Origin of the sequence: Kribbella sp. NPDC059898 (genome assembly GCF_042730855.1) — a bacterium.
Lineage (GTDB): Bacteria > Actinomycetota > Actinomycetes > Propionibacteriales > Kribbellaceae > Kribbella.
The window spans coordinates 235,520-250,344 of the sequence record NZ_JBHWKR010000007.1 but is presented as its reverse complement, the minus strand read 5'-3'; the positions used below and the strand labels follow the sequence as shown (position 1 = coordinate 250,344).

12 protein-coding genes are annotated in these 14,825 nt (G+C 67.3%); 4 read left to right on the top strand and 8 right to left on the bottom strand.

The features are described from left to right. Positions 1-2: 2 nt before the first annotated feature. Positions 3-3,353, bottom strand: coding sequence for a type ISP restriction/modification enzyme (locus ACFV9C_RS23450; RefSeq protein WP_380196654.1), 3,351 nt, complete (start codon positions 3,351-3,353; stop codon positions 3-5). A gap of 372 nt (positions 3,354-3,725) precedes the next feature. Then, positions 3,726-5,714 carry an alpha-1,4-glucan--maltose-1-phosphate maltosyltransferase gene (locus ACFV9C_RS23445; protein ID WP_380196652.1) on the bottom strand — a complete coding sequence of 663 codons (1,989 nt, stop codon included), beginning with the start codon at positions 5,712-5,714 and terminating at the stop codon, positions 3,726-3,728. Between the two features lie 161 nt (positions 5,715-5,875). Between ACFV9C_RS23445 and glgP the strand changes: the two genes are divergently transcribed. Together glgP and ACFV9C_RS23435 are read left to right on the top strand one after the other, a co-directional pair. After that, entirely contained in the window at positions 5,876-8,470 is a 2,595-nt protein-coding gene (glgP, locus tag ACFV9C_RS23440) for an alpha-glucan family phosphorylase (protein WP_380196650.1), read from the top strand. Positions 8,471-8,545: 75 nt separating this feature from the next. Further along, positions 8,546-9,157: a hypothetical protein gene (locus tag ACFV9C_RS23435; protein WP_380196648.1), complete on the top strand. Its 612-nt coding sequence runs from the start codon at positions 8,546-8,548 to the stop codon at positions 9,155-9,157. On the opposite strand, the gene ACFV9C_RS23430 is transcribed toward ACFV9C_RS23435, so the two are convergent. Together ACFV9C_RS23430 and ACFV9C_RS23425 are read right to left on the bottom strand one after the other, a co-directional pair. After that, a complete protein-coding gene (locus tag ACFV9C_RS23430) occupies positions 9,123-9,431 on the bottom strand; it encodes a hypothetical protein (RefSeq protein WP_380196646.1) in 309 nt (102 codons plus the stop codon). The two genes, ACFV9C_RS23435 and ACFV9C_RS23430, sit on opposite strands and share 35 nt — an antisense overlap. 33 nt (positions 9,432-9,464) lie before the next feature. Continuing rightward, a complete protein-coding gene (locus ACFV9C_RS23425; protein WP_380196644.1) occupies positions 9,465-10,571 on the bottom strand; it encodes an MFS transporter in 1,107 nt (368 codons plus the stop codon). 51 nt (positions 10,572-10,622) lie between these two features. Between ACFV9C_RS23425 and ACFV9C_RS23420 the strand changes: the two genes are divergently transcribed. Then, complete coding sequence (locus ACFV9C_RS23420; RefSeq protein ID WP_380196642.1) at positions 10,623-11,210, top strand: TetR/AcrR family transcriptional regulator; 588 nt, start codon at positions 10,623-10,625, stop codon at positions 11,208-11,210. On the opposite strand, the gene ACFV9C_RS23415 is transcribed toward ACFV9C_RS23420, so the two are convergent. The 4 genes from ACFV9C_RS23415 to ACFV9C_RS23400 all read right to left on the bottom strand — a co-directional run bounded on the left by ACFV9C_RS23415 (position 11,200) and on the right by ACFV9C_RS23400 (position 14,061). Continuing rightward, on the bottom strand, positions 11,200-12,063 hold the full coding sequence (locus ACFV9C_RS23415) for a transglutaminase domain-containing protein (RefSeq protein WP_380196641.1): 864 nt from the start codon (positions 12,061-12,063) through the stop codon (positions 11,200-11,202). The two genes, ACFV9C_RS23420 and ACFV9C_RS23415, sit on opposite strands and share 11 nt — an antisense overlap. After that, complete coding sequence (locus ACFV9C_RS23410; RefSeq protein ID WP_380196639.1) at positions 12,063-12,902, bottom strand: MerR family transcriptional regulator; 840 nt, start codon at positions 12,900-12,902, stop codon at positions 12,063-12,065. The genes ACFV9C_RS23415 and ACFV9C_RS23410 overlap by 1 nt, the downstream gene beginning before the upstream one ends. A 76-nt stretch (positions 12,903-12,978) precedes the next feature. After that, positions 12,979-13,560 carry a hypothetical protein gene (locus ACFV9C_RS23405; protein WP_380196637.1) on the bottom strand — a complete coding sequence of 194 codons (582 nt, stop codon included), beginning with the start codon at positions 13,558-13,560 and terminating at the stop codon, positions 12,979-12,981. Between the two features lie 102 nt (positions 13,561-13,662). Further along, complete coding sequence (locus tag ACFV9C_RS23400; RefSeq protein WP_380196635.1) at positions 13,663-14,061, bottom strand: hypothetical protein; 399 nt, start codon at positions 14,059-14,061, stop codon at positions 13,663-13,665. Positions 14,062-14,151: 90 nt separating this feature from the next. On the opposite strand from ACFV9C_RS23400, the gene ACFV9C_RS23395 reads away from it, so the two are divergent. Beyond that, entirely contained in the window at positions 14,152-14,766 is a 615-nt protein-coding gene (locus ACFV9C_RS23395; RefSeq protein WP_380196632.1) for a PadR family transcriptional regulator, read from the top strand. The last annotated feature ends 59 nt before the right edge of the window (positions 14,767-14,825 follow it).

Sequence of the window (14,825 nt, the reverse complement as noted above, 5' to 3'; positions counted from 1 at the left end):
CCTCAGAAGAGCTTGCCTTGACTTGCTGACTCACCAGGTGGTGGACGTCTTGAGAGGTCGCTGGGCGGCAGTATGCTCGCCCGCTCTAGATCGCTGGATGTGATCAACTGACCCTTGCAGATGCGCTCAAGCAGTTCCGCTTGGCGGGGTTCGAGTTCGATGCAGTGCTGGACAACTGTCAGCAGGGCCAGCAGTTCGTCTGTCAACGTAGGCGTCCACGTCACACAGTTCTCGTCATCGAGGGGCGATGAGCGCCGCTTGTGTCGAGGGTTGCCGCTCCGGTAGTCGAACCAGTGCCGTATGACGCGCATACCGCCGACCTCGTACTCCCACACTGCTCGTGCCACCGGGCCGATCCGACCCTCGCCGACGATTAGCATCTCGCTGTCCGGGTCGTGGTCGATCTTTGTCGGCATGCGACTTGGATCGTCTGGGATCGACGCCAGGACGCGCGGCCCGGCGTCCTCGCACAAGGCGGCCATCCCAAGCGCGCGGCCCTTCCCGGCGTCGACGTACCGTTCGCCGAATGTGTGTAGCCAAAGGACCTCCTCGCCAACCTCGACTGCCGCGTTCCACAGAGACAAGTCGGACGTCAACGGAATCCGAACGCCAGGATGCTGCAGTTCTTTCTTGAACCGAGTGGTGTATCCGCCGTGTCCGGTTACAGCGGCTATGTAGGCTACGAAATCTCGAGGCGAGACATCGACGTGACCCAGTCGGTCGCGAAGTATCTTCAGTAGGCCTTCGGTGAGATTGGGAGTTTCCCCCGCCGGGTCGCGGTACATCGGCATGACTCGCCCGCTTCTACCGTTGTAGTGGTCTATGTCAGGTAGGAGGTTGGTGAAAGCGAGAGCCGGGCCTGTTTCAATCGCGTGATTGCTCTGCTCCGTCACATACAGTTGTCTATCCGAACGCACTCGCCACAGAGGTGGTCTAGCCATTACCATGAGACGGTTGTCGGGGATCACCCATTGTCGATCGAACGAGCGGTAAGCAATACGAATCGGATCTACCATGTTCGTGTAGTCCGCTGCCAGCGAACCTGCGGCTGGCGGGAATCCTGGAAGTGGAGCAACCTCACTGTCGATCCGACGATCTCGTGATTCTACGAACAGTTGGCGGCGGCGGTTCAGCGGAGCAGATCGAAAGATTTCCCATCGTCGCGTCAGAATGTCCTGGGTGGGAGCGTACACCCATGTACGTCCAGCGGTGAGCCCACGAGACGACCACGGCATCAGATCAATCAGTTTCGGGAACTGCTCCCAAGACTCGCTGGTGGCTGGTAGGAAGGGGCTCTGCCATCCGCTCTCGGCATGCGTCCATCCAGAATCGGTCGGCAGGAGGCCCTGAAGTTTGCCGAGCTTCGCCTCGCGCTTACCGGTGAGATCGAGAAGTTGAACCGCGGCGGGTGTATCGCGATCGCCAGGCCCGTAGCGGGCGAAGACAGCGATGCAGAGTTGGCGCCCGACCGCTGGACCGAAGATTCGAGTCTCCTGTGGCGGACGGTTTCCTTCAGGCGAAAGATTGATCACCCAGCCCTCATCGCAGATGCGACGGAGATATTCGCGCATACCGGAGAATGATCGCCCGCGGATGAAGCTCGCAGGGGTTATGAATGCGACGATTCCTGCAGGGCTGTCATCATGCGCCTCGAATGTTTTCCAGATCGCCCATCTCCAGAAGCACCAAGGCAAACCGTAGAGATCGGACTCGTAGCGCCCTGCGCCGGCGGTGCGAAACTCGTCGAGTGACGGCCTGGCGCTGACATCGAAGCCGAACTTCCGGCGTTCCTCGATCCACGGAGCCTTGCCACGAGTGTTTTCCACGTGAGGCGGGTTTCCGATGACCACCATAACCCGCGTCTCGCGCTTGATCCTATTGGCCTCGGCTCGCGATCGTCCAATGACGCGATACGGGGCGCTCAGGCGCTGCTCCTGCGTGACTGGATTTTCCAACGCATCTGTGAGAAATCGTACCTCGGTGCGCGGGACGTCAGTATTGAAGCGTGTTTTCAACGCTTCGTGCAACCGAAGTTCCGCTACGGCGTACGGTGCGGTCTGGATCTCGAACCCGACCAGTCGTTGCTGGAAGAACTCGCGCAGGCGAGCTGCTCTCGCGCCCTTCCCCTGCTTGCGGTCGATAGTTTCGGCAACAGATCGCAGGATCTCGACCAAGAATGTCCCCGTTCCCATTGCAGGATCGATGACCACCAAGTCGTCTGATGCGATTCCCCATGATTTTTGGAGACGGTCGCGGATGATCTCGTTGACGAACCCTACCATCGATCGCGCGACTTCCTGCGGCGTATAGTACGAGCCGCTCTGTTTGCGCAGATCTGGATCATATACATCCAAGAACTGCTCGTAGAGGTCGGCGTAGATGTCAGTCTTTCCATCATCCAGAGCCGCCCAGTCGACCACCTCGATGACTCGCCTCAATGTCTCGACCGTCCGCAACTCCTCGGCCGCATCGCCCTCGGTCAGGACCGCCAGCGCGCGGCCCATCAGGGAATGCTTCTTTCCGAGTTGGCGAGCGATCTCGTGGAGCGGATTGTCGATGAATGAGATACCGTCCACTCGCGCCAGTAATAGTGCGAAGGCGATGGTTTGCGCGTAGGCGTCGCTGAAGCCGTCGTCGTCGAGATCAGGAAAGAGTAAGTCTCGCCAATCTGATGCCAACAAGCTCAGATCGTCATAAGCTGATCCCTGACCGGGGTCGCGCAGAATCGCGGCCACCTCGTCTCGCAGCAGTCTGGCGAGTCCAGCCACGACTCTGATGAGGTCCTTGAGAGATCGTGGTGACTCCGGTTGCCACAGCAGGAAGTTGTGAATCAGGCGCTCGAGTGCTCCGCGCGATGATGCCAGGGGCTTTCCGCTAGGGCCGAATCCGCCGTCGAGTGTGACCGTTGGCGATATCAGTCTCCCGTAACTGAAGTGTGCCCATGTCAGGCCGTCCGTATAGATGACGTTCGGCAGGGTTGCCAACTTCTCCCATTGGATGCGCTCGCGCTTCGCCGGCCGCCATCGGGGCGGAACTCCCTTGCCCGGGGCTTTCACTTCTATGTAGCCGACTCGTGCGCCGCCGGATCCCACGTTGCCGACATCAACCGCATAGTCCGGCCGCGCACGTAACTCTTTGAGAGCCACCTCGCCGTATGCCACCGTGTCCAGCCCGCTGCTGCTTCCGATGCCTCGCAAGAGGATCTCGAGCGGGCCCCTGAGTTGGTCTTCGGGGTTGCCTCCCCGACCGAGTTTCCGCGCAACCGATCTTCCGAATTCCGCGATCACTTCATCCGGGGAGGCGACCGGAGTTCCACGTGTGCGGCCGCGAGTCGTGCCGCGCATTGCATTCATCACGGTCACCTCGGAGCGGTCGAGGGATCTTTACTCCAGGATGAGCCATGTGGCGACAACGGCAGGTCGGTCGCGGCGAGTCGTCGTTTGGTTCCGCAATCCGCGGATGTGGACGGAATCCAGCTGCGACACGAAGAGGGAGAAGTCCGAACGTGGCGGTTAGTCCACCCCGCCAGACGAGCCAGCTCACCAGGCACGGCTGGGCACGGGGCGATGCAGTCACTCGCGAGCGGCAGCTCGCAACGCGCCGGCGGCAGCCGGCAGGTCCGGGCGCCAGCCCGGGGGTGGGTGGGAGCGGCGCGTAGCACGGCGACGAAGGAGCCGCGCGTAGCACCGCGTGGGGCTGATTCATCCACCCCCAGAACAAGTCTCTCAGGCTTGGCCGCGGCGGACGGCGAGGATGTGGGCGGGGTTGGTGTTGGGGTCGAGTTTTACGTAGTTCTGTTGGCCCCAGCGCCAGGTGGCGCCGCTGATCTCGTCGTACACGGTGAAGGTGTCCTCGGGGCGCATGCCGAGGGCGGCCATGTCGAGGTGGACCATCGACTCGCGGACCGCGTGCGGGTCGGTGTTCACGACGACGATGACCGTGTCGCTGTGGCCGTCGGGGGCGGTCGAGCGCTTCGAGTAGCACATGATGCCCTCGTCCTCGACCGAGTGCAGTGTCAGGTTGCGGAGCTGCTGGAGCGACGGGTGCCGACGGCGGATGTTGTTCAGCAGCGTCAGGTACGGCGCCAACGTGCGGCCTTCACGTTCCGCCGCCTCCCAGTCCCGCGGGCGGAGCTGGAACTTCTCGGTGTCCAGGTACTCCTCCGACCCGGGCCGCAGCGCGACGTGCTCGAACAGCTCGTACCCGGCGTACACGCCCCAGGCCGGCGACGCCGTGGAGGCGATCGCGGCGCGGATCTTGAACGCACCCGGTCCGCCGTACTGAAGATAAGCAGTCAGGATGTCCGGCGTGTTCACGAAGAAGTTCGGCCGCAGGAAGTGACCCGTCTCCTGGGTCAGCTCCGCCAGGTACTCCTCCAGCTCCCACTTCTCGTTGCGCCAGGTGAAGTACGTGTACGACTGGTGGAACCCGACCTTCGCCAGCTCCTGCATCATCGGCCGCCGGGTGAACGCCTCCGACAGGAACACCACGTCCGGGTCGGTCTTGCGGATCTCGCCGAGCAGGTACTCCCAGAAGTTCACCGGCTTCGTGTGCGGGTTGTCGACCCGGAACACCGTGACGCCCTTGGAGATCCACAGCTTCACGATCCGCAGTACTTCGGCGTAGATCCCTTCCGGGTCGTTGTCGAAGTTGATCGGGTAGATGTCCTGGTACTTCTTCGGCGGGTTCTCGGCGTACGCGATCGAGCCGTCGGCGCGGACCGAGAACCACTTCGGGTGCTCCTTGACCCACGGGTGGTCCGGCGAGGCCTGCAGCGCCAGGTCGATCGCGACCTCGAGGCCGACCTCGCGGGCGCGGCCGACGAAGTACTCGAAGTCCTCGAACGTGCCGAGCTCCGGGTGGATCGCGTCGTGGCCGCCGTCCTCGGAGCCGATCGCCCACGGCGAACCCGGGTCGCCCGGCTTCGGGTCGAGGGTGTTGTTCGGGCCCTTGCGGAACGAGTGCCCGACCGGGTGGATCGGCGGCACGTAGAGGATGTCGAAGCCCATCTTCGCGACCGCCTCGAGCCGCCGCGCCGCGGTCCGGAAGGTCCCGGACTTCCAGGTCTCGGTCTCTTCGTCGTACTCCGCGCCCTCGGAGCGCGGGAAGAACTCGTACCAGCTGCCGTACAGCGCGCGCGTCCGGTCGACCCATACCGGGTACGTCTCCGACGAGGTGATCAGCTCGCGCACCGGGTACCGCCCGAGGGCCGCCCGGACCTGCGGGGAGATCCCCGCGGCGAGCCGTGCCTCCGGTGGCAGCGCGCCGTTGGCCAGCGCGTGCGCGGCGTCGCCCAGCGTCGACCGGTCCGCCCGTACGGCGGGTGGTACGCCGGCCGCCGCGCGGTCGAAGAACGCGGCGCCTTCCATGAACATCAGGTCGACATCGAGGCCGGCCGGGATCTTGATCTCGGCGTTGTGCCGCCAGGTGCCGTACGGGTCGCTCCAGCCCTCGACCGCGAACGTCCACGCGCCCTGCTCCTGCAGCGTCACGTCGACCGTCCACCGGTCGGTGCCGGGCGCGCCCGGGGTCATCAGCATCCGTCTGGTCTGTCCCGACGGCGAGGTCAGTACGACGTTCGCGTTCACCGCGTCGTGTCCTTCGCGGAACACGGTGGCCGCGATCGTGAACGTCTCGCCGACCACGGCCTTGGCCGGATACGCTCCGGCGTCGACGGTCGGGGTGACATCGGTGATCGGGATGCGCCCAGTCATGGCGTAGCGGACCTTCGCTTTCCGAAGTAGTAGCTGTAACACTGACCGTATCGGTATCCACGCCCCGCGCGTGACACGCACAGCTGCAAAATCTTGCTCGCGTTGCAAGATCGATGCATCCCGAGGGTGTTTTGCGCACCGTCGCCCGGTACGGTGTCCCGGTGCGAGCGATACGACGATTCTCCGTCCGCCCTGTCCTGCCTGAGCCGCTGACCGGCCTGGGCACCCTGGTGAACAACCTCCGCTGGGCCTGGCACCCGGAGACGCAGGACGTCTTCGAGGCTGTCGACCCGCAACTGTGGCGGAGCACCGGCGGTGACCCGGTCAAGCTGCTCGGCGAGGTCCCGGCGGCCCGGCTCGACGAGCTGGCCAACGACCATGCCTTCCTGCGCCGGCTGGAACTGGCGGTAGCCGACCTGGACGGCTACGTGACCGACGACGGGTGGTTCCAGACCGCGGGCGGTTCGCCACTCGACGCGGTCGCGTACTTCTCGCCGGAGTTCGGCATCACCCACGTGCTGCCGCAGTACTCCGGCGGTCTCGGCATCCTCGCCGGTGACCACCTGAAGGCGGCCAGCGACCTCGGCGTGCCGCTGATCGGCGTCGGCCTGCTGTACCGGCACGGCTACTTCGCGCAGTCGCTCAACCGTGAGGGCTGGCAGCAGGAGCGTTACCCCCTGGTGGACCCGGACGGGCTGCCGATCAGCCTGCTCCGGGATGGTGACACCCCTGCGACCATCACCCTGACGCTGCCCGGCAACCGCGAGCTGCACGCGCAGATCTGGGTCGCCCAGGTCGGCCGTGTCCCGCTGCTGATGCTCGACTCCGACATCGAGGAGAACGAGCCGTCCGAGCGTGAGGTGACCGACCGGCTGTACGGCGGTTCGACCGAGCACCGGCTGCTCCAGGAGTTGCTGCTCGGCGTCGGCGGTGTCCGCGCGGTCCGCACGTACTGCCGGATCACCGGACACGCGGCGCCCGAGGTGTTCCACACCAACGAGGGCCACGCCGGGTTCCTCGGTGTCGAGCGGATCCGCGAGCTCGCCACCGAGAAGGGCCTGGACTTCGACACCGCGCTCGAGGTCAACCGCGGCGGCACGGTGTTCACCACCCACACGCCGGTCCCGGCCGGTATCGACCGGTTCCCGGTCGAGCTGATCCAGCAGCACTTCTCCGCCGACGTGTTCGGCCCGGAGGTCCCGATCGAGCGGATCCTCGAGCTCGGCGCCGAGGACTTCGAGGGCGGCGACCCGGCGCTGTTCAACATGGCGATCATGGGTCTGCGGCTCGCCCAGCGCGCCAACGGCGTCTCGAAGCTGCACGGTGTCGTCAGCCGCGGGATGTTCGCGGGGCTGTGGCCGAGCTTCGACCCGGTCGACGTACCGATCACCTCGATCACCAACGGCGTGCACGCGCCGACCTGGGTGGCGCGTGAGGTGCACGACCTGACGTACGCGAACTACACCGCCGACGGCGACTCGGTGTTCGAGGGTCTGGACAAGACCACGGACGCGCAGATCTGGGAGACCAAGCGGCTGCTCCGCCAGCGGTTCATCGACGACACCCGCTCGCGGGTGCGGCAGTCCTGGATCAACCGCGGCGCGAGCGAGGCCGAGCTCGGCTGGGTCGACTCGATCCTGGACCCGGACGTGCTGACGATGGGCTTCGCCCGGCGGGTTCCGTCGTACAAGCGGCTGACGCTGATGCTGCGCGACCCGGCCCGGCTGAAGTCGCTGCTGCTGCACCCGGAGCGTCCGGTGCAGATCGTGATCGCCGGCAAGGCGCACCCGCACGACGAGGGCGGCAAGAAGCTCATCCAGGAGATGGTCCGCTTCGCCGACGACCCGGAGGTGCGGCACCGGATCGTGTTCGTGCCGGACTACGACATCGCGCTCGCGCAGCCGATGTACCCGGGCTGCGACGTGTGGCTGAACAACCCGCTGCGCCCGTACGAGGCCTGCGGTACGTCGGGGATGAAGGCGGCGCTGAACGGTGCGCTGAACCTCTCGATCCGCGACGGCTGGTGGGACGAGTGGTACGACGACGAGTTCGGCTGGGCGATCCCCTCCGCGGAGGGGATCGAGGACACCGAGCGCCGCGACGACCTCGAGGCGCACGCGCTGTACGACATCATCGAGAAGCAGGTCGCGCCGCGGTTCTACGACGGCGAGGTGCCGGGCCGCTGGATCGAGATGCTCCGGCACACGATCAAGGAGCTCGGCCCGAAGGTGCTCGCCACCCGGATGGTCAAGGACTACGTCGAGCAGCTGTACGTGCCGGCGGCGAAGTCGTCGCGGGCGCTGAACTCGACGTACGAGGGCGCCCGTGAGCTGGCCGCGTGGAAGCAGAAGGTCCGGGCGGCGTGGCCGCAGATCCGGGTCGACCACGTCGAGCTCCAGGGCCTCGGCGACGTACCGCAGCTCGGTACGACGGTCGGCCTGCGCGCGTTCGCGGCGCTCGGCGACCTGCAGCCGGCCGACATCTGCGTCGAGGTGCTGCACGGCCGGGTCGACGCGAACGACGAGATCAAGGACCCGGTCCGTACGACGCTGTCGCTGGCCGAGACGTACGAGGGCAACCGGCACCGGTACGAGGGCGAGCTGAAGCTCGACCGCACCGGCCCGTTCGGCTACACGGTCCGGGTCGTCCCGAACCACCAGGGTCTGGCGTCGGTCGCCGAACTGGGCCTCGCCGCCGGCCCGTCCGACCCCGACGACCCCACCACCCCCGACCTCCCCGCCGGCTCAGAATTCTGAGCCACCCCCAACCACGCCCCCGCCTGCCTCACCAGGCGGGGGCGTTCACGTTCCCGGGGGCATAGGTTGGTGCGCATGCGTTGGCGCTGGGGGATCGTCGCGGTTGTGCTGCTGCTGGCGGGCTGTGGGAGCGCGCCGGCGAGCCCGGTAGACGGCCAGGCGAGCGTCACGCCGTCCGGCTGGACGTCGAGTCCGCTGGTGACGCCCCCGATTCGTACGCCGGTTCCGGCCGACGCGAACGCCGAGGAGCTCAAGGGCATGCACCGGTTGAAGGCGCCGGAGCGGGCGCTGTTTCCGCCGAAGCCCAGTGAGGCGCAGGTGATCTTCTCGTGCGCCTACGAGGAGGGCAGCGCGCAATGGACCGCCAATGCGATGAACCACCTGAACGAGCCAGGCGCCAAGGGTCGCGGCTCGTTGAACGCCTTCGCCTACGACGAGACCATCAAGCTGCTCGGTCGGGGGACCGAGTATGTGACCGAGCCGTGGTTCTACCTGCAGGCCTACACACGCGACTCCTGGCCGGTGCGCGAGCTGGTGACCATCTACAGCGTCAGCCGGAAGCAGCTCACCAAACTGAACCTCGCGATTGCCCGGAACGAGTACGCCATGGGCTGTGCGTACGATCGCTGGCTCGACACCCGGATGGTGCAGGTCAGTGTGTACGCGCCCTGGGCGCTCGGCTTTTGATGATGCCGTAGGTGACCAGTCCGGCGGCCAGGGCTGTCAGGGTGAGGGATGCGGTGGTGGTGGCGGTGTGGAACTGGGTGGTCTGGTGGGGGGTCCAGTTCGGGGTGGTGATGGGGCCGGTGAAGAGGGTGGCGAGGATGGTGCCGGTGAGGGCTATGCCGGTGGCGGAGGTGACTTCGGTGGCGGTGTCGGTCAGGGCGGCGCCGATGGTGGTGCGGTTGGGTGGGAGACCGCGGAGGACGTTGACGCCGGCGACCACTCCGACGACGCGCATGCCGGCCGCGACCAGGACGAGCGCGATCGCGACCTACAGGTAGCCGTAGCGGCTCAGGGCGCCGTACACGGCGAGACCGAACACGACGGACGCGGCGCTCATCCAGGCGGCCCGCGCCAGTCCGACTCGTTCGACGAACGGGCGGATCAGGGCGCCGCCGGCGACGAGGACGACGACCTGGGGGAGCAGGCCGATCGCCGCGAGCACGGGCGGCCAGCCCCAGTCGAGCTGCAGTTGCAGTGTGACGAGGTACCCGAGCCCGGCCGTCGCCAAGCCGGCCGCGGCCTTGAACGCCAGCCCGCTCGAGACCAGTGGATGCGCGAGCAGCCGTGGATCCAGCAGCGGGTACGTCGCCGTCCGCTCGCGGAGGTAGAACAAGATGCCTCCGGCAACAGCCGCCCCGGTGACCACCCACGGGACCCACGACCCGGCGCCCGCGTCGACGAACATCGTGGGCGCGACCAACGCCAGGACGATCGTCGCCGTACCGAGCACCGCGCCGGCCACGTCCACCGGATCGCGGTGCAGTTCGGCGGGCAGATCGGCCGCGATGCCACGCTGTACGCCGATGATCGCCAGGACCGCGATCGGTACGTTGACGAGCAGCAGCACCTGCCACGGTGCGACCGCGAGGACGAACCCGCCGGCCGTCGGACCGACCGCGAGCCCGACCAGGCCGACCGTCGAGATCAGCGTCGTCGCCCGCACCCGCAGGCTGTCGTCCGCGAACAGCCGGAAGGTCAGCGCCATCGACCCCGGCGTGGTCATCGCGGCCGCGACCCCCATCGCCACCCGTACGGCGATCAGTTGCCCGACGGTGCCGACGAACGCGGTCGCGAGGCTGGCGACCGCGAGCAGGACCAGACCGGCGAGCATCACCCGGCGCCGCCCGAACCGGTCCGCGACCGCCCCGAACCCGAGCATCAGCCCGCCGAACACCACCGCGTACGCACCGGTGACCCACTGCAGCGCGGTCGTCGACGCGTGCAGTTCGCGGCCGATGGTGGGGAGCGCGACGTTCAGGATCGAGTTGTCGAGCATCTCGAACAGGAACACCGCGGACAGTCCCGCCAACGCCACCCACGCCTCCCGCAGCGAACGCGGGCCGGCTGCTATGACAGTTGTCTGAGCTGAGGACATGCCACTAGGTTAAGTGACTAAACTTAGTGACACAAGAGAGTGAGGTCACAGATGCCCAGAACCGCAGCCCGCGGCGGACCGCAGACCCGTGCGCGGATCTCGCAGATCGCCACCCAGTTGTTCCTGGAGCGCGGGTTCGACGCGGTCACGGTCGCGGAGGTCGCACGGGAGGCGGGGGTGTCGAGCGTGACGGTCTTCAAGCACTTCCCGCGCAAGGAGGACCTGCTGCTCGACCGCGCCGACGACGCGGCCGAGCTGCTGCGTACGGCGGCCCGCGCCGACGGCGACGTACTGGCGTCCCTCCGCACGGCGACGCTCCGCCTGGTCGACGAGCGGCACGCGCTGTCCGGCCTGAAGGACAGCTCGGTCCCGTTCTTCGCGACGGTCGCGGCGTCCCCCGCGCTGATCGCCCGCGCCCGCGAGATCGCCGACGACCTCCGGCAAACCCTCACCGGAGAACTGGCCGATGTCCCTGATGCCGAGCTGCTCGTAGCGTTCTACGTGAGTGGTTATACGACGGTTCTGGTGGAGACGGCCCGCCGGCAGCTGGCGGGGGAATCGCCGGACGACGTCGTCGACGACCACCGCACCCGCGTGGAACTGCTCTTCGACCGGCTCCGCACCGGCTTCAGCGACTGAGATCCTGCCAACTGAACACCCCACCCGACGCCGGCGACGTGACGAACGCGCGACCCGTGAACGTCAGCGCCGGATCGGTCCGGTAGAGCTCGCCGGCCTCCTTCGCCGCCGCCTCGTCTCCGTTGTCAGCGGCAACCATCAGCCGAGCGATCCGATCGGTACCCTCCAGGTCCGCACCGTCGAGCGTGTCCGACATGCTGCCCCAGTTGTCCCACAGCAGCAGCTCGTCGCCGTTCAGATGTGCGAGTTGGTAGTGCACATAGTTCCGCACGAACCACGCACCGCCGATCGGCATCCCCGGGTCGACGCCGAAGAGGTCCGGGTCGAGGTCGCCGGCGCGGACACCCAGCCAGACCTCGGCGGCTGACCGAAACGGTCCGCTCGGCATGTCCTGCACGTCGAACGGACGGCCTTCGGTCGGGTCGAGCTGCGCGTCGATCATCACCCAGCGCTCACCGTTCCAGTACTCCGCGACCACATGATCGTGGTTGAAACCCTGGGCAAAGTAGTCCGCGAATCCGACCCGGCTGCGCGCCGGGATCCCCTTGTGCCGCAGTACCGACACGAACAACAGCGTGAAGTCGCGGCAGCATCCGACCACCTTGTCGACCGGCTCCCGCGGCGCCGCGAGCGGCGTACCGTTGCGCTTCTGGTCGACGTCGAGGATCGCGGACACCCACCGGTTGTCGATCTCCGCGAGCCGTTCGCCGGTGAACTCGATGCCACCGCCGCGGTAGTGGATCACCAGGTTGCGCACGACCGCGGCGATGCCGGGAATGTCGTCGGGGAGCGCGTCGAACAGGCCTGCGTGTACGCCGGGGTCGCTGAACCGGCTCTGGATCGCGTAGTCCATCAGAGAGTCCTTTCGAGTACAGGCTGAGCGAGAATGGGGAGTGCGATATCGACCGCCGGCTGGTCGCGGGGGAGCAGGTGGCAGTCGGGGAGGTACACCTCGCGCGGCGGACCGGCCTCGGGGAGGCCGTGCGCGCGGACGTGGTCGTAGACGAGGTCGTACGCGAGCATGATCCGCGGGTACGCGCACTCGTCCATCGTGATCGTGCAGTACGCCTCGCGATGCGCGGGCTCGACCCGGATCCCGATCCGCCCGGCCGGATCGACGAGCCCGTCGAACGGGACGCACACCTCGACCGTCGCCTCGCCCTCGGGCGTGACCGCGCCGTGGTAGATCACCCACGACCCGACCGTCGCGTCCGCTCCGGCGGCCCGCAGGTAGGTGAGGATCTCGTCGGTGCACGTCACGATCACCCCGATCAGCTGCTGCTGGTCGGTGTCCGCGCGGATGCTCGCGATCTTGGTCGCCGGTACGCCGCGGGTGTGCACCGGGCGCGGGGCGAGTCCCGGCGTACCGGAGCGGGCGAGCCGGTCGCGCAGGTACTGGAAGGTCGCCCGCCGGGCGGCGGTGGTCGCCTCCTCGGCGGCCCACCAGCGGTCGAGCCGGATCATCGCGGCCTCGTCGGAGCCGGCGAGGACTTCGGCGATCGTGGTCAGCGGCATGTCCAGCTGCCGCAGCACGCTGATCCGGCGCGCCCGCTCGAGCTGCGCCTCGTCGTACCGCCGGTAGCCGTTGGCCGGATCGACCTCGGCCGGCGCCAGCAGGCCGGACACGTCGTACAGCCGCAAGGCCTTCAACGAAAGGCCTGCGCGGCGCCCGAACTCACTGATCGTCAGCACGGGCCTATCAAACCCCCTGCCCTTGGGGCAGAGTAAACCCCCGGCCGATCCGGCCGGGGGTCCGTGGCGAGCTGGCTCAGCTGGCCGTCACGCAGGTGACGAACGGCTGGACCGTGATCGCGCCCTTGGGGTCGTTGTTGGTCAGCGCGACCGTCCAGGAGGCGGCCGTCGAGACGCCGTTGGCTTCGGTGATGTCGCTCGGGTAGGAGCCGTTCAGGAACACGTCAGCGGCCGTGGTGCTGCCGGTGTCCCACTTGAGGCCGCCGCCGATCGCCTTCTTGCCGTCGGCGCAGGTCAGCGTCACGGTGCTGTAGCCCTTCGGCACGGTCTTCTGCGGGCCGTCCACCGAGAGGCCCGAGACGCCGTCCTTGCCGGTCGCACCAGCTGCGCCCGCGGGACCCTCGGGTCCGGCCGGGCCGGCCTCGCCGGTGCCCACCTTGTTGAGCTTGTCCTTGACGGCCGGGGCCAGGTCCACCTCGGCCACCGAGTTGTCCACGATCTGCACCGACGAGACCGAGCGCGCGCAGAGCGGGTAGGTGAGAGTCGCGCACCCGGTTCCACCCGCGGCGTTCGCGGCGATCGCACCCGCCCCGATGACACCGACCGCCGCGATCGACGCGGCGACGAGCTTCTTCTTCTTGGTGTTGAACAGCCTCACAACTGCAGTCCCTTCTGAAGCCCCCGGCACTCCCAGGTGGGCCGGGCGACGCGTGAACGTATCAGGTCTGCACCGGTATCCACACCCCTCAGCGGCTGAACTTCACGCGTCCTTGAACTTGGGGAACGGCCGTACGTCGGGTTCCACCCATCCCGTGCGCGCATCCGGGGACGCCAACGTGCGCGAGTGGTAGAAGTGCGTCAGCAGCCGTTTGTCCAGCAGCCCCGGATTCCGCCCGACCAGCTCGTCGAAACTCTCACCCGGCACCTCACCCATGTGGTACGCCGTCAACTCGACCCACGCCCTGCTCACGGTCGCGTTGTACTTCTGCGGCACTCCGGCGTACCGGGCGGTCCGCTGGATGCCCTCGCCGATCAGGTCGACGGCATCGGTCGTTCCGTAGCGCCGTACGGCGAACCAGGTCAGGCGGACGTGCTCGCGGTGACCGAACCGTTCGGCCGTCGACATCACTTCGCTCATCAGTTCCTCGAACGTGCTCATCTCCTCACGGTCGGCACCTGTGGCGTGGGCCGCAACCGAGTTTCGGGGAGGGCCTTGCGTGTATGACGGTAACGATATATCGTTAGTGTCATGAAGAATATCGAGGAGGAAACCATGAACACCCCCAACGAACTGCGTGGCCGCGGGCGCGGCCACCGTCATCCCCGTCGCGGTGGACCGCGGATGGGAGAAGGCATGCCGATGCACCGTGGCCGTGGTGGCCGCGGGCCTGGAGGTGGCCCGGGTCGTGGCCGCGGCCGGGCTCCGCGCGGTGATGTCCGTACGGCCGTCCTGATGCTGCTCACCGAGGAGCCGATGCACGGCTACCAGCTGATGCAGGCCATCGCCGACCGCAGCGACGGGCGCTGGACCCCCAGCCCCGGCGCGATCTACCCGACCATCAACCAACTGGAGGACGAGGGCCTGGTCACCGTGACCGCGGAAGCCGGCCGCAAGCTCGTCACCCTCACCGACGCCGGACGTGAGTACGTCGAGGGCCGCAACGCCGACCCGTTCGCCGCGTTCGCGGGCGCCGCACCGGGGGCGGACCTGCGAGGCCTGCTCGAGGAACTGCACTCGGCGACCCGGCAGGTCGCGCGCAGCGGCTCGGAGGACCAGCGTACGGCGGCCGCCAAGATCCTGGCCGACGCCCGCCGCTCGCTCTACCTGCTGCTCGCCGACGCCCCCGCGGATCCCGAGGCCTGAGATCTAGGTCACCCCGGGGAACGTCCCGGCCGAACCACTCCTCTTCCGAGTTGTCATCC